Origin of the sequence: Luteimonas panaciterrae (genome assembly GCF_020511115.1) — a bacterium.
GTDB lineage: Bacteria > Pseudomonadota > Gammaproteobacteria > Xanthomonadales > Xanthomonadaceae > Luteimonas > Luteimonas panaciterrae.
Window position 1 is genome coordinate 12,569 of record NZ_JAJAVH010000011.1, and the last position, 14,555, is coordinate 27,123.

General features: G+C 65.2%; 17 protein-coding genes. 11 read left to right on the forward strand and 6 right to left on the reverse strand.

Annotated elements, in window-relative coordinates; genetic code table 11:
* Positions 1-10 precede the first annotated feature (10 nt).
* Positions 11-1,264 (reverse strand): AsmA family protein, encoded by a 1,254-nt coding sequence (locus LG367_RS12825; protein ID WP_226469657.1) that lies wholly within the window; start codon positions 1,262-1,264, stop codon positions 11-13.
* Positions 1,261-2,529, reverse strand: coding sequence for a signal recognition particle-docking protein FtsY (gene ftsY / locus LG367_RS12830; RefSeq protein WP_425490965.1), 1,269 nt, complete (start codon positions 2,527-2,529; stop codon positions 1,261-1,263). The genes LG367_RS12825 and ftsY overlap by 4 nt, the downstream gene beginning before the upstream one ends.
* A gap of 56 nt (positions 2,530-2,585) precedes the next feature.
* Between ftsY and rsmD the strand changes: the two genes are divergently transcribed.
* From rsmD to LG367_RS12875, 9 genes are all read left to right on the forward strand, one after another.
* On the forward strand, positions 2,586-3,233 hold the full coding sequence (gene rsmD / locus LG367_RS12835) for a 16S rRNA (guanine(966)-N(2))-methyltransferase RsmD (protein WP_226469659.1): 648 nt from the start codon (positions 2,586-2,588) through the stop codon (positions 3,231-3,233).
* The gene (gene coaD, locus LG367_RS12840) at positions 3,230-3,748 is read left to right on the forward strand and encodes a pantetheine-phosphate adenylyltransferase (protein ID WP_226469660.1); all 519 of its coding nucleotides are present in this window, start codon (positions 3,230-3,232) and stop codon (positions 3,746-3,748) included. Before rsmD ends, coaD begins: the two co-directional genes overlap by 4 nt.
* A 35-nt stretch (positions 3,749-3,783) precedes the next feature.
* Positions 3,784-4,290: a hypothetical protein gene (locus tag LG367_RS12845; protein WP_226469661.1), complete on the forward strand. Its 507-nt coding sequence runs from the start codon at positions 3,784-3,786 to the stop codon at positions 4,288-4,290.
* Positions 4,291-4,394: 104 nt separating this feature from the next.
* The gene (locus LG367_RS12850) at positions 4,395-4,649 is read left to right on the forward strand and encodes a YfhL family 4Fe-4S dicluster ferredoxin (RefSeq protein ID WP_226469662.1); all 255 of its coding nucleotides are present in this window, start codon (positions 4,395-4,397) and stop codon (positions 4,647-4,649) included.
* Between the two features lie 31 nt (positions 4,650-4,680).
* Positions 4,681-5,307: a LysE family translocator gene (locus LG367_RS12855; RefSeq protein ID WP_226469663.1), complete on the forward strand. Its 627-nt coding sequence runs from the start codon at positions 4,681-4,683 to the stop codon at positions 5,305-5,307.
* 24 nt (positions 5,308-5,331) lie between these two features.
* Positions 5,332-7,065: a gamma-glutamyltransferase gene (gene ggt / locus LG367_RS12860; protein ID WP_425490966.1), complete on the forward strand. Its 1,734-nt coding sequence runs from the start codon at positions 5,332-5,334 to the stop codon at positions 7,063-7,065.
* 70 nt (positions 7,066-7,135) lie between these two features.
* Positions 7,136-7,723, forward strand: coding sequence for a hypothetical protein (locus LG367_RS12865; RefSeq protein ID WP_226469664.1), 588 nt, complete (start codon positions 7,136-7,138; stop codon positions 7,721-7,723).
* Positions 7,724-7,796: 73 nt separating this feature from the next.
* Positions 7,797-8,684, forward strand: coding sequence for an MBL fold metallo-hydrolase (locus LG367_RS12870; RefSeq protein ID WP_226469665.1), 888 nt, complete (start codon positions 7,797-7,799; stop codon positions 8,682-8,684).
* Positions 8,684-9,721, forward strand: a complete 1,038-nt coding sequence (locus LG367_RS12875) for a TMEM43 family protein (RefSeq protein WP_226469666.1) — start codon at positions 8,684-8,686, stop codon at positions 9,719-9,721. The genes LG367_RS12870 and LG367_RS12875 overlap by 1 nt, the downstream gene beginning before the upstream one ends.
* A gap of 32 nt (positions 9,722-9,753) precedes the next feature.
* Here the strand turns inward: LG367_RS12875 and LG367_RS12880 are convergent, their stop codons facing one another.
* From LG367_RS12880 to LG367_RS12895, 4 genes are read right to left on the reverse strand one after another with little or no spacing between them, the layout of a single operon-like run.
* Complete coding sequence (locus LG367_RS12880; protein ID WP_226469667.1) at positions 9,754-10,020, reverse strand: hypothetical protein; 267 nt, start codon at positions 10,018-10,020, stop codon at positions 9,754-9,756.
* Positions 10,021-10,038: 18 nt separating this feature from the next.
* A complete protein-coding gene (upp, locus tag LG367_RS12885; RefSeq protein WP_226469668.1) occupies positions 10,039-10,671 on the reverse strand; it encodes a uracil phosphoribosyltransferase in 633 nt (210 codons plus the stop codon).
* A 17-nt stretch (positions 10,672-10,688) separates the two neighbouring features.
* On the reverse strand, positions 10,689-11,222 hold the full coding sequence (locus LG367_RS12890; protein ID WP_226469669.1) for a DinB family protein: 534 nt from the start codon (positions 11,220-11,222) through the stop codon (positions 10,689-10,691).
* Between the two features lie 39 nt (positions 11,223-11,261).
* Positions 11,262-12,779 (reverse strand): aminotransferase class III-fold pyridoxal phosphate-dependent enzyme, encoded by a 1,518-nt coding sequence (locus tag LG367_RS12895; protein ID WP_226469670.1) that lies wholly within the window; start codon positions 12,777-12,779, stop codon positions 11,262-11,264.
* A 131-nt stretch (positions 12,780-12,910) separates the two neighbouring features.
* Here LG367_RS12895 and LG367_RS12900 point away from each other — a divergent pair, with 131 nt between their 5' ends.
* Both LG367_RS12900 and queA read left to right on the forward strand, forming a co-directional pair.
* Complete coding sequence (locus tag LG367_RS12900) at positions 12,911-13,342, forward strand: Lrp/AsnC family transcriptional regulator (protein ID WP_226469671.1); 432 nt, start codon at positions 12,911-12,913, stop codon at positions 13,340-13,342.
* 73 nt (positions 13,343-13,415) lie between these two features.
* The gene (gene queA, locus LG367_RS12905) at positions 13,416-14,450 is read left to right on the forward strand and encodes a tRNA preQ1(34) S-adenosylmethionine ribosyltransferase-isomerase QueA (RefSeq protein WP_226469672.1); all 1,035 of its coding nucleotides are present in this window, start codon (positions 13,416-13,418) and stop codon (positions 14,448-14,450) included.
* Positions 14,451-14,555 lie beyond the last annotated feature (105 nt).

Here is a 14,555-nt window from a genome sequence, read left to right on the forward strand (position 1 = left end):
GATTTCGTGCTCATGGCGCTTTGGCATCCTTCGGCTCCGCGTCATCCAGTTCGATCTCGATCCCTTCCAGGCGCGCGCCGGAAATGACGAGTTCCGGTGTCGTGAGGTGCCCGGATAACGGCGGCAGCGGCGCTGCGGTGCCGGTGGCCGCCGCTACCCACTGCGTGATCTCGGGGATGCGGAAACGGCCATCGAAGCGGGTGGCGTCCCGTTGCAGATGCAGCTCGGCAGGATCGGAAAGATCGGCGGCGCCAAGATAGCGCGTGGAGAATCCCAGTGGCGATTGCGATGCATTGAGTGGCGCGGGCAACGCCGGCCACGCCCGCGGCCAGGCCGCGAGACGGCCGTCGAAGCGCAACAGCATGCGTTTGCCATAGGCGGCCACGCCCGATGCGTCCAGATTTGGCACGACTCCTTCACCGCGCAGGGCGAGGCCCGCGGGGGCGAGCGCCGCCACATCGTCGCGATAACGCAGTGGCGAATTCAAGGCGAAGGCGAAGGGGAGTCTGGTGTCGCCGCTTTCGTATCGCGCGACCAGGGAGGCGCGCAGCGGAACGATACGCACGCCATCGTCGAAATACAGCGGGCCGGACGCGCGCAAACGTGCGGGGAGGCGCCAGTTCTTCGCTTGCGCGGTGATCGGGCCAACGACGGCGACGCCCGCGCCGCTGGCGGGGCGAGTCATCGCAACGGCGAGATTGAATTGCAGCGACAGTGTTTCAGTTCCGAAGCGACCACCGGCGCGCGCGTCGATGCGGCGATCCGGCTGCAGGCGCGGCAGGGCGAGGGAAAACGCCTCGATGCGCCAGTCGCCACCTTCGACGCGCCCGTTGTCGACTTGCACGCCGTTGCTGAAAGTAGGGAGGCTTGTCTCGCCAGACGGTCGTGTGGACAACCAATGCTGCAGCGCCTGGACATCGAGAATGGGCGCATCGAGTTCGAGCCGGGTGATGTCGAGCTTCTCGCCGCGACTGCGGACGGTCGACCAGGGCACGGAGACCAGCACGCGCTGTGCGCGCAGCAACGGTGTCGTGGCGCCTGGCTCGCGGACGGTCACGTTGCGCACGACCAGTTGCGGCCCACCGAGCAGCTGGTATTCGTTGGTGCCGGCGGCATTGATTTCCAGGCCGAGTGCATTGCCGATCGCCGACAACGTGAATCCTGCAACGCGATCAGGTTGCAGGACGAAACGCAGCGCGATCGCCAGCAGCAACAGCAGGACGGCGCCCGCGATGAGCAGCAGCGCAATGCGCTTGCGGATCACGCGCTGAGCGACTCCGGCAGCAATGCGTCGACGAAAGCCTCCGCATCGAACACGCGCAGATCCTCGGGCCGCTCACCGATGCCGGCGTAACGGATCGGAATGGCGAATTCGCGCGCGAGCGCGAACACCACGCCGCCCTTGGCGGTGCCGTCGAGCTTGGTCACGACCAGGCCGGTGACGCCGGCGGCCGCATGGAACTGGCGCAGCTGCGACAGCGCGTTCTGCCCGGTGGTGCCGTCGATGACCATCAACACTTCGTGCGGTGCCTGCGCATCGACCTTGCCGAGCACGCGCTTGATCTTGCCGAGCTCGGCCATCAATCCCTGCTGCGTGTGCAGGCGGCCGGCGGTATCGGCGATCAGCACGTCGATGCCACGCGCTTTGGCCGCCTGCAGGGCGTCGAAGGCTACCGAGGCGGCATCGGCGTTCTGGCCCTGCGCCACTACGGCGACGCCATTGCGGTCGCCCCAGGCTTGCAGCTGCGCGACGGCGGCGGCGCGGAACGTGTCGCCGGCGGCGAGCATCAGGCCGCGGCCTTCGTCCTTGTAGCGTTTGGCGAGCTTGCCGATGGTGGTGGTCTTGCCGACGCCGTTGACGCCGACGGTAAGGATGACGAAGGGCTTGGCCGTGCCATCGATCACGAGCGGCTTGGCGACGGGTGCCAGCATCGCGATCAGTTCGGCGCGCAGTGCCGTGCGCAATGCCGCTGCGTCGGCGAATTCGCGCGCCTTCATGCGCTTGCGCAATTGCGCGATCAGCTGGGTGGTGGCGGTGATGCCGACGTCCGCGGTGAGCAGGGCGGTCTCGATTTCGTCGAGCAGGTCGTCATCGAGTTTCGGATTACGCGAGAACAGGCTGCCGAGGCCGCGCGCGATGCTGCTGCCGCGCAGGCGTTCGCGCCAGCCGGGTTTGCCGGGAGCCGCCGCGGGTTTTTCCTGGACGTCGGCTACCGTCACAGGCGCAGGTTCGGGCCTGGCGGCGGATTCGGGCGCCAGGGGGCTCTCCGTCGCCTCGTCCCGCGATTGCGGGAAGGCGGCGGCGAGCGCATCGATGCGGCTGTCACGTTCGCTGGCAGGGGGGGCCGCATCGGAGCTTGCCGTATTGGAGCTGACCTCGCTCGGCTTCTTGCGGCGGAAAAAGCTGACCATCGGGTGTCGTTCGGTAGATTTGATGAAGTCCGCGCATCGAGCCGCGCGGTCGGCACGATGAGGTGTGCGGGTCTTGTGCAGGGGCCGCACGGAAGGTGTTTTTGTCCACGGGAGCATGGACAATGCCCGAGCAATGGTAGCACCGGCCCCCGGACTCCCCCTATGAAAGCAACATGAGGAAACCGGCTCCGGCCAGGAACGCAGTGCGGAATGCCGTGCCGGGCAGCGTGCGCATCATCGGCGGGCGTTGGCGCGGAACGCGGCTGCCCGTCGCGGACGCGCCCGGGTTGCGGCCGACCTCCGACCGCGCACGCGAAACCCTGTTCAACTGGTTGCAGCCGATGCTGCCGGGCGCGCGCGTGCTGGATCTGTTCGCCGGCAGTGGCGCCCTCGGCCTGGAGGCGCTCTCGCGCGGCGCAAGCGAGGCGCTGCTGGTGGAGCGCGAACCGCGGCTGGCCGAGTCCCTGCAGGCGACGATCGAACGACTACAGGCCGGCGATGCGGCGAAGCTGGTGCGCGCCGATGCGCTGACCTTCCTGCGCGCGCCGCCGCACGGCCGCTTCGACTTGGTCTTCCTCGATCCGCCGTTCGAGCAGGAGCTGTGGCGGGCGACGCTCGCGCTGCTGCCGCCATGGCTGGCGGACGACGCCTGGCTCTATCTGGAAAGCCCGTCCGGGAACCCCGTGGACGCCGGCCCGGGCTGGCGCCTGCACCGCGAAGGGGGCAGCCGCGACGCGCGCCATGCCCTCTACCGTCGACAAGGCGACGGCACTGATACACTGGAAAGGATTCCAGAAGACGATCAGACCAGCCCTCCATGAGCGTGGCCCGTACCCGCATCGCGGTCTATCCCGGTACCTTCGATCCCATTACCAGTGGCCACGTCGACCTGGTCGATCGCGCCGCGCCGCTGTTCGAGCGCCTGATCATCGGCGTCGCCGAAAGCCCGAGCAAGGGGCCGGCGCTACCGCTGGCGCTGCGCGTGGATCTCGCGCGCCAGGCGACCGCCCATCATTCCAATGTCGAGGTGCGCGGCTTCAACTCGCTGCTCGCGCATTTCGTCAGCGAGGTCGGCGCGGGCGTGCTGCTGCGCGGGCTGCGCGCGGTCTCCGACTTCGAATACGAGTTCCAGCTCGCGAGCATGAATCGCCATCTCATTCCCGACGTCGAGACCTTGTTCCTGACGCCGGCCGAGCAGTACGGCTTCATCTCTTCCTCGTTGGTGCGTGAAATCTCGCGTCTCGGCGGCGACGTCTCCGGCTTCGTGCCGCCGGCCGTCGCCAAGGCGCTGCAGGAAGAGCGCAAACGTTCCATGCCCCAATCCAATACGACCTGATTCCATAAGCTGATCCCATAGGGGAATTAATCGCCATGAAAATCCTGACCCATCCGGCTCTGAAGCGTTTCGCCCTGGTTGTCTGCCTCGTGCTGCCGTTCGCGGCCTGCAAGAAGGAAGAAGCGCCGAAGGAAACCGTCAAGGCGGCGCTCCCAGCGCCGACCACCGAGGATGCCGCGCAGTGGCGCGAGTACGTCTCCGACGTCGTCACCCGCAACAGCCCGGCCGATCTGGGCAACCAGCCGTACGTGTACCTGCTGCCCGGCGAAAGCACCCCGGACTTCCAGGGCAACTACGAGCGCCTGCTGGAAAAGGCCAAGACCGACGTCGCACGCGGCATCATCAGCGGCAACATGCTCGCCTATGCCTCGCCGGCTTCGGCGAAGATCGCCGACATCGTAGTGGAGTCGTTCAAGGACGTGCCGGCCGGCACGATGAAGGGCGTGCGCGTCGTGTTCATCGGCAAGCCCGCGGACGGCGAGCGCGTCAAGGCGGCCGTCACGCCGGCGGGTGTGGATTACGTCTTCGTCGAGGCGAAGTAACCGTCGTTCGCGACGGATCGTCCGGACGCAGCGAGGAATCCGCGCGGGCTTGAAAACGCGCGGATTCTACGCCACGTTCTGGAATGATGGATTGAAATGTCGCGATGTCGCTGAAAATCAACGAGCTCTGCGTCAACTGTGACGTCTGCGAACCGGCCTGCCCGAATCAGGCGATTTCGCAGGGCGAGACCATCTATGTGATCGATCCGGCGCGCTGCACCGAATGCGTCGGCCATTTCGACGAGCCGCAGTGCGTGGTGGTGTGTCCGGTGGAATGCATCGATCCGGACCCGGCATTTCCCGAAAGCCAGGAACAATTGCTGGCGAAGCTGCGCCGGCTGCAGCAAGATGCGGGTTAGTCCTTAGTCGTGTCTCAGGTAAGGAGGATCCGTGATCGAGCTTCCCGTCCTGTTTTCCTTCGTCCTGGTCGTGCTCGCGTTGTTCCTGATTCCAGGGCCGGCCGTCCTGATGACGCTCGCCCGGGCCGCAAGCGGCGGCCGCCGCATCGGCGTGCTGACCGGTCTGGGCATCGCCTGCGGGGATCTGATGCATGCGCTGCTGGCGACCTTCGGCCTGTCGGCCGTGCTGATGACCTCGGCGACGGCATTCGCTGTTGTGAAATACGCCGGCGTCGCCTATCTCGTGTATCTCGGTCTGAAGGCGATCTTCGAGAAGACCGGTGAGCTGAGTCTGCCCAGCGCCCGCAAGGTCGATGGTTGGATGGCCTTTCGACAGGGCGCGCTGACCGAAATGCTCAATCCGAAGACGGCGCTGTTCTTTCTCGCCTTCCTTCCGCAGTTCGTGCATCAAGGGCAGGGCAGCGTGACCTTGCAGCTCGCCGAACTCGGTTTGCTGTTCGCGCTGTTGAGCGCGATCTATTCATCCTTCGTCGCCATGGCCGGCAGCGCGCTCGGTGGCTGGATCGGCCGCAATCGCGGGATTGGCCGTTGGCAGGGTAAGGTGGTGGGGACCATCTATCTCGGGCTTGGCGCCAAACTCGCGCTTCAAGAGCGATAGGTTTCCGCATCGGTGTTCATTCGCATGAAATTGAAGTTGTTGCTGTTGTTGGTTTCGTTCGTTCTCACGCCGGGTCTGGCGTTGGCGCAGACGGGAGGCGAAACAAGTGGCAAGTCTCCGCCAGGCGCGGCCATCGCATCGGGCCACGCGCTGGCCACCGATGCGGGCCTGCGCATCCTGCGCGAGGGCGGTAATGCTTTCGACGCGGCGGTGGCGGTCTCGTCGACCTTGTCGGTGGTCGAGCCGATCAGCTCGGGTCTCGGTGGCGGCGGTTTCTTCCTGCTGCACGATGCCGAAAGCGGGCGCGATGTCTTTCTCGATGCTCGCGAGATCGCGCCACGTTCCGCCACGCCGGAGGCCTATCTCGACAAGAGCGGCAATCTCGATTCCGACCGTGCCGAGAACGGCCCGTGGTCGGCCGGCATTCCCGGCTTGCCGGCGGCGCTGGTGGAACTCGCCGGCAAATACGGCCGGCTGCCGCTGAAGACATCGCTGCAACCGGCGATCCGCATCGCCGAGGAAGGCTTCCCGGTCTACGCGCGCATGGCCAGAGGCTACGCCTCGCGCCGCGACGTGATGGACCGCTATCCCGGCACGCGCGCGGTGTACGCGCCGAACGGGAAGCCGATCAAGGAAGGCGATCTGTTCAAGCAGCCCGATCTGGCGCGCACGTTGCGGGCGCTCGCCGATAAAGGTTTCGATGGCTTTTATCGCGGCGAAGTCGCGGACAGGCTGCTCAAGGGCGTGAAGGACGAAGGCGGGCTCTGGACCGCCGACGAGCTTGCTGGCTATCGGGTCAAGGAGCGCACGCCGATCAGCTTCGACTACCGTGGCTGGAAGATCACCACCGCGCCGCCGCCTTCCTCAGGCGGCATCGCGCTGGCGAGCATGCTGCAGATCCTGGAAGGCTGGGATCTGGCCAAACTCGACGAACCGCACCGCGTGCATCTGGTGGTCGAGGCGATGCGGCGCGCCTACCGCGACCGCACCTTCTATCTCGGCGATCCGGATTTCGTGAAGATCCCGCAGCGCACCCTGACCAGCCGCGATTACGCCGCCGGCCTGCGCGCCACCATCAATCCCGACAAGGCGACACCGAGCGATCTGCTCTCGGGCAAGCAGACGCCGCTGGAAGACGACGAGACCACGCACTTCTCGATCATCGACAAGGAAGGCAACCGCGTCGCCGCCACGCAGACGGTGAACCTGCTGTACGGCTCCGGCCTGATCCCGCCCGGCACCGGCGTACTGCTCAACGACGAGATGGACGACTTCGCGCTCAAGCCCGGCACGCCCAATGCCTTCGGCGTGATGGGCTTCGACGCCAACGCACCGAAACCGGGCAAACGCATGCTGAGTTCGATGACGCCGACCTTCATGGAATCGAAGGACAAGGTGGCCGTGCTCGGCACCCCGGGTGGCAGCCGCATCATCACCATGGTGCTGCTGGGCGTGCTCGGCTATGACGCCGGCCTCGACGCACAGGCCGTGGCCGCGCTGCCGCGCTACCACCATCAGTGGCTGCCGGACGAGATCGAGGCCGAAAGCAACGCATTCTCGCCACAGACCGCGGCGGCCTTGCAGGCGATGGGCCACAAGCTCGACCTGCCCGGTGACAGCGCCGCGGGTGGCCGCGGCTCCAGCCACGTCTGGGGCAACCTGCAGACGGTGGAGTGGGACAAGACGCGGGGCGTCCTGTCCGGCGGGAGCGATCCGCGCAATCCGGTCGGCGCGGCCAAGGTGGAACCCGCGCGCTGAGGCCGTGGAGTCGCGGCGGCGCTTGCAGTAGATTGCACGTCCGCCAACACATCGCCACGACCAACTCCCCGTGACCGACGAGTCCAAGAAATCCTGGTACACCCGTGTGCCGACCTTGGCCGCCGCCGGGGTCGCCTTCCTCGTCGCCCTGACCACGCTGGTCAAGAACGTCAGCGACATGTGGACGGAGAAGTCGGCGCCCGCGGCATCGACTCCCGCGGCCGCTCCCGCGAAGCCTGAACCGGTCGCGGCCACACCGCAGGTACCGAAGAAAACCACGGTGACGTTGACCCTGCAGAAGATCGAAGTGCTCGACGACGGCAGCAACGGCACCACCACCTGGTCGTTTGCGGTGGAGGCCGGCGGGCAGTCGCTGTTCGAACTGGCGCCGCGCGACTACAGCGACAGTGAAGCCGAACGCGAGGTGACACCGCGCGGCAGCGACCCCTCGATGGCGCGCGTGGTGCTGGTGCCGGGACAGGAAATGCTCATCAAGGTCAGGGGCCGCTCGCCCGGCGTGATCGGCAAGGCGGTGCTCGCCAGCGGCAGCGCGATGCTGACCGCCGACAGCCCGCTGGCGCCGATCCGTGTTCAGGCCGAGAACGGGCGAAGCGGCACCTTCGTTTTCCACTTCGCCACCGTGGCAAGCGCGCAGTAGCGCGCGTTGAGCAAAAAGCGTCATTCCAGGCTTGTTCAACGACGCCCTAACGCCCAGGGCGTATCCTGTCGTCATGAAACTCTGGTCCCTTCTCGGCAACAGCCAACGCCTCGACGGCGGTGCGATGTTCGGCAACGCGCCGCGCGCGATGTGGGAACACTGGCTCGAGCCCGATGCTCAGAATCGCATCCCGCTTGCCTGCCGCGCATTGCTGGCGAGCCCGCTGAACGGCAAGACCGTGCTGTTCGAAACCGGCATCGGCGCGTTCTTCGAACCGAAGCTGCGCGAACGCTACGGCGTGGTCGAGGAGCGTCACGTGCTGCTGGATTCGCTGCACGAGGCCGGGTTCACGCACGAGGACATCGATGTGGTGGTGCTCTCGCACCTGCACTTCGATCATGCCGGCGGCCTGCTGGCGCCGTGGGAGGAAGGACGTGCCCCACAACTACTGTTCCCCAATGCGGTGTTTCTCGTTGGCGCGGAACAGTGGGAGCGTGCGCGCCATCCGCATCCGCGCGATCGCGCCAGCTACATCGCCGAGCTTCCGGATTTGCTCGAAGCCAGCGGCCGTCTGGAAATCGTCCACGGCGAGCATTCGAAGGCATTGGGCGACACGGTGCGCTTCCATTACAGCGACGGACATACGCCGGGTCTGATGCTGGCCGAGATCGTCGGGCCAGAAATCATCGACGGCGAACCGCATGGCGGCGTCGTGTTCTGCGCCGACCTGGTACCGGGCAAGCCCTGGGTGCACGTGCCGATCACGATGGGATACGACCGGAACGCCGAGCTGCTGATCGACGAGAAGCGCGCATTCCTGGAAGACAAGCTCGCACGCAACGTCCATCTGTTCTTCACGCATGATCCTGGCTGTGCGCTCGCACAGGTGGTGCGCGATGCCAAAGGCCGGTTCGGTACCGCGCACGAGATGGCGGAGTTGCAGGCGAGGGCGCTCGGGTAATGCATGGTTCGAACCGGGGGCGGTGGTTTCGTCTGTGGGGCTTGCAGGCGTCTGCCGTCCTGCTGATGGCCTGCTCGGGACTCGCATTCGCTCACACCACTCCGCAAGAACCGCCGCGTGTCGTCAAGGCGCCGCGTGATGTCGATTTCGGTGTCGTGACGCATCAGGCGGCGCTGCTGCGTCACGTCGAAATGTTTCAGTGGACACAGATAGACGGCGGATATCGCAAAACCTGGCGCGATTCGCTGGTCGATTCCAGCGGGTTCGCGCCGGGACACGACAATCCAAAAGCAATGCCGCTGAGTAGTCGCGAATGGCGGGCGAAGCTGACGCTGGACGGCAAACCGCTCGACGACGTACTGGTGATGCAGCTGGCGCAGTGGCGCAATATGCGGCCGAGCTTCTCGACTCTGCCCGGCAACATGGCGGCGACCTTCCAGCCGGAAGGTGAAGGCCTGGGCAGTGCCGACAATCCGCTGTCACCGCAGATCGGTGATCTGCGTATCACTTGGCGCGAACTGGTGCTGCCACCGCTAGACGACAAGCTGGTGCTTGGACACGATGGGCATTGGACGTTGGCTGCACCGCTGGCAGATCCGGTTGCCGAAGGAATAGGCAGTATCACGGAGACGAAGAAGGGAATCGCGATGCCGAAGATTTCACTGCTGTTCGCTGCATTGCATGCATTGTTGCTGGTCATGCTGGCGGCGCCGGTGACGCTTTATCGACTGCGGAATCGGATTGGAATTGGCGATGGTGGGGATGCATTGCTGATACGCCGTATCCGTGTGCACGCCAACTTCATCGAATATGTTCCGATGGGGCTGCTGTTGCTGCTGCTACTTGAACTGGCAGGAATGCCCGCTGGCTGGCTGTGGGGGTTCGGCGGCTTGCTGTTGCTGGGACGCCTGATGCATGCGCTCGGTCTTTCGCGCAGCTCTGGCAAGTCGTTCGGGCGCTTCTACGGAACGGCGCTGACTTGGCTGGTGCTGGTGGCGATGGCTTGCAGCGGATGTTGGCTTGCCGTGCATGCTTAAGAACGTCCGGCAACATGCACGGGTTGCATCATCTAGCCGTAGCGGTCGCCACTGATTGCATCATCCGGCACGAATCCTTTCTGGCATTTCTCGCAAAAGAAGCCGTCGACGAACTGTTCTAGAGGCGATTGCCTGACTACAGCCGGTTTAAGAGCACCTACTCGCAGGTCGGCGGCATATCTGAGCCGAGAATCCTTGCCCTGAGCCGGAACCCACGCTTCGTCGATCAGCAACAGCTTTTCACGAAGTGTCGAAGTTTCCCCGCATCGCGGGCAGGGCTCTTGTGCGGATGTTTCCATGACGTCACCTCACCAGGTTTATTCAACGCGCGTACCGAAAATCTTGTCTCCGGCATCACCAAGCCCCGGCAGGATGTAGCCTTTCTCGTTGAGCCGCTCGTCGATCGAGGCGACGTAGACCTCGACATCGGGATGCGCGGCTTCCAGTGCCTTCAGGCCTTCCGGCGCGGCGACCAGGAACAATCCCTTGATGCGTGCCGCACCCGCAGCCTTGAGCATGTCGACGGTGGCAATCAGCGTGCCACCGGTGGCCAACATCGGGTCGAGGATCAGTGCGATGCGATCCTGCATGTCGCCGACCAGATTCTCGTAGTAGGGCATCGCTTCCAGCGAGGCTTCGTCGCGCTTGATGCCGACCACGCTGACTTTCGCCGCGGGAATGAGTTCCAGCACGCCCGGCAGCATGCCGATGCCGGCGCGCAGGATCGGAACCAACGTGATCTTGCGGCCCTTGATGCGGCGCACGCGCACGGGGCCGGCCCAGCCTTCGAGTTCCGCGTCCTCGGTCTCGAGATCGGCGGTGGCTTCGTAGGTGAGCAGGGTGGCGACTTCCGCCGACAGCTCGCGGAAGGTCTTGGTGCTGTTGTCGGCGCGACGCATCAGGCCGAGTTTGTGCTGCACGAGAGGATGGCGGACTTCGACGATTTTCATTGCAGCCTTGTTGATGGCTAGTGGTCGTCCCGCCGACGGCGGTCGGGTTCGAATTTGTGCAGATAGGTGGTGAAGGTGTCTTGCGGCGGCGCGGAGGTCAACTGCGGCAGGATGCGGCCGACCTGTCCGCGATGGTAGCCGGCGTGGAGCGCCACGTGCATCAGCATCTCCTCGCGGGTCATGCGTCCCTTCGCGCCGTCGGTGAAATCGAAGGCGATTTCCTCGGAGAGCTGTTCCGGCGAGATGCTGCCGATGTAATCCAGATACCAGCGATCGGATTCGGCGACGGTTTGATGCAAGGTGTCGAGGGTCGGGGTCTCGGGCGTGTTCGTGCCCGTGTAGGCATGCGCCTTGCCAACGAGATGCGCGGCGAAGATGCGATCCACCACGTAGGCATGGTTGAGGAGACGAATGGCGAGATGGCGATCCGCTTCCGAGATCGCCGTGCTTTGCGCCCGGAATTCCGTTAGGAACGCATCGTTGGCCCAGGCCTTGTACTGGAAAAGACGGGTCAGCAGGGAGGATGCGCCGGATGCTGTGATGGCTTCCATTGGCTTCTCCTCCATGCTCCCGTCTTTTCGTCCCGGATTTTACGCTGCGGCGGCCTGCTTTTGCTGCGGACCTTCGAGCAAGGCGCGCTTGACCATCGTCACGATCAAGTCGATCTCCTCGCTGCTCACCGCGAACACCGGCGTGAAGCGCAGCGAGTTCTCGCCGCCGTGGATCACGCCCATGCCGTGCTCGCGCAGCCATTCCTCGCTGGAGCCGGCACCGTAACCCTTGAAGCGCGGATCGAGTTCGCAGGAGAACAGCAGGCCGGTACCCTGGACCTTCTTGATCAGTCCGCCCAGTTCGCCCTTCAGTTTCTCCAGCTTCTCGACGGCCTCGCGCCCGCGCTCGCGCACGTTGCGGCGCAGTTCCGGCGTCAGCTGTTCGAGCACCGCGCAGGCCACGTCGAGCGCGCGCGGGTTGGTGGTCATGGTGTTGCCGTAGGTGCCGCGCTTGTAGATGTTGGCGGCGCGCTCGTTCACCGCGAGCACCGACAGCGGGTATTGGCCGGCGTTGAGCGCCTTGGAATAGGTTTCCATGTCCGGTGCTTCGAGCTGTTCGAAGCCGGGATAGTCGACGATCGACAGCACCCCATGCGCGCGCAGACCGGCCTGGATCGAGTCGACCAGCAGCAGCGCGCCATGCGCCTTGGTGAGTTCGCGCGCGGCGGCGTAGAAGGCCGGCGGCACGCTGCGTCCGGGATCGCCTTCGCCCATCACCGGTTCCAGGAACATCGCCTCGATGTACCAGCCGTTGCGGTCTGCGTCGGCGAACACCTGCTTCAGCGCGTCGATGTCGTATGGCGGAATCGTGATCACCGTGTCCTCGCCGCGGTAGCTGGCGAGGAACTGCATGTAGCTCTTGCGGCTGGAGTCGGAGTACAGCGCGGGGCGCTCGGTGCGGCCGTGGAAGCTGCCTTTCACCACCAGGCGCTTGACCTGCCGGCCGGCGTACTTGGCGCCCGGATCGGTCATGGTCTTGGTGTTGATGTCGGCGATGCGCGCGGCCAGCGTCACCGATTCGGAACCGGAGTTGAGGCACATGAAGGAGGCATAGGGACAGCCGCTGCCCTGAGTTGAAGTGCCGCGGCTGTGCCCGATTTCCTTGCGCAGGGCGCGCTCGAAGCGCAACTGCGCCAGATTCGGCGTCATCACATTCGCCATCGCCTGCGGGCGCGACATGGCGTCGATCACTGGTTGCGGCGTGTGGCCGAAGCCGAGCATGCCGTAGCCGCCGGTGTCATAGACCACGGCGCCCTTGAGCGTGACGATCCAGCAGCCGCGCGCGACCAGCGCCACGTATGGGTTCACGCCATCCTGCGGATAGAAATTGACGAAGCCGGCCTGCACGGCGTGCGTCTGGGCGTCCTCGTCGAGATCGAGCAGGTCGGCGAACTCATGCTTGATGCGCGCATATTCGGCGGCGGCGGCCTCGACAGCGGCGACGAGGTCGGGATGCGTGGCGGCGAATTTCAGGAGGGTGGCATCGTCCAGCCCCTGCGTGCGGCGGCGGCCCTGGTGGGCGCGGAGCGGGGCGAGTGCGTCGATAAGGGGCGTCATGGCGGCCTCCCGTTTCCGGACAAGTGTTCAGGGTAAGTGACTATTATCTGGATTGTTTCGTCGTTTAACAGAGGCGATCTGATAGAAATGCCGCTATATTTCGGCGAATCGCCGAAAATGGAGCCCGCCAGGTGAAGATCACGCCTCTGGATCAGCAGTTGCTGTCCCTGTTGCGCGAGAACGCGCGCGCGCCGACCGCCGCGATCGCGCGCCGCCTGGGGCTGTCGCGGACCACCGTGCAGAGCCGGATCGAGCGGCTGGAACGCCAGGGCGTGATCGCCGGCTACACCGTGCGCGTGCCCGGCGATCTGGAGCGCAGCCTGGTCCGCGCGCACATCATGATCGCGGTGCAGCCCAAGCAGATGGTCGCGGTCACCAAGGCACTCAAGGCCATGCCGGAGCTGCGGCTGCTGCATTCGGTGACCGGCGCCTACGACCTGATCGCCCTGGGAGTGGTGTCCACGCTGACCGAGATGGACGTGCTCACCGATCGTATCGGCGTCATCGACGGCGTGGAGAGGACGACCTCGGCGCTGATCCTCTCCACCAAGTTCGAACGATGATCGGCGGACCGGTGTCGCCATGCGCAAACGTCTAAAATAGGCGATTCCCCGAGCCTGATCGTCCCTGATCCTCTTGAAAAAATCGGATTTCCACTACTCGCTGCCGCCCGAGCTGATCGCGCAGGCGCCACTCGCCGAACGCTCGGCCAGCCGCATGCTGGTCGTGCCGCCCGAGGGCGACTTCGCGGATCGCCATGTGCGCGATCTGCCGTCGTTGTTGCGCGCCGGCGATCTGCTGATCTTCAACGACACGCGCGTGATTCCCGCACGGCTGTTCGGACAGAAGCGGGGCAGTGGCGGGCGTGTCGAGATCCTGATCGAGCGTCTGTTGCCGAACAACGAGGCGCGCGCGCAGGTCGGCGCGAGCAAGTCGCCGAAGGCCGGCGGCGTGATCGAACTGGACGGCGGTGGCGAAGCCGAGGTGCTGCATCGCGATGGCGAGTTCTATCACCTGCGCTTCCATGTCGGGGATGCGCTCGAATCTTGGCTGCTGCGCGTCGGACGCCTGCCGTTGCCGCCCTACATCCGCCGCGAGCCGGGCGCGGACGATGCGGAGCGTTACCAGACCGTGTTCGCGCGCCAGGTCGGTGCCGTCGCTGCGCCCACGGCCGGTCTGCATTTCGACGATGCCTTGCTCGAAGAGTTGCGCGCGCGTGGTGTCGCCTTCGGTCATGTAACGCTGCACGTCGGTGCAGGCACGTTCCAGCCGGTGCGCGTGGAGGATCTGCGCGAGCACCACATGCACAGCGAGTGGCTCAACGTCGGCGCCGAACTGGTCGAGCAGGTGCGCCGCACGCGTGCCGCCGGCGGGCGCGTGATCGCGGTGGGCACGACGGTGGTGCGCGCGCTCGAGGCGGCGACACAAGAGGGGGAACTGCTGCCGTTCGCCGGCGAAACGCGCATCTTCATTTTTCCCGGCTATCGCATCCGTTCCGTCGATGCGCTGCTGACCAACTTCCATCTTCCGGAGTCGACCTTGTTGATGCTGGTTTCGGCATTCGCCGGCAAGGCGCGCGTGTTCGCCGCCTACGAGCATGCGGTGCGCGAGCGTTATCGCTTTTTCTCTTACGGTGATGCGATGTTGTTGTTCCCGGAGCCGGCGAAATGAATCTAAAGCACTTTTTCGACCGTCATTCCTGCGAAAGCAGGAATCCAGTGCCTTTCGTAAAGATGACGGTAGTGCGGGGAACAAAGTCGCTGGATTCCTGCTTTC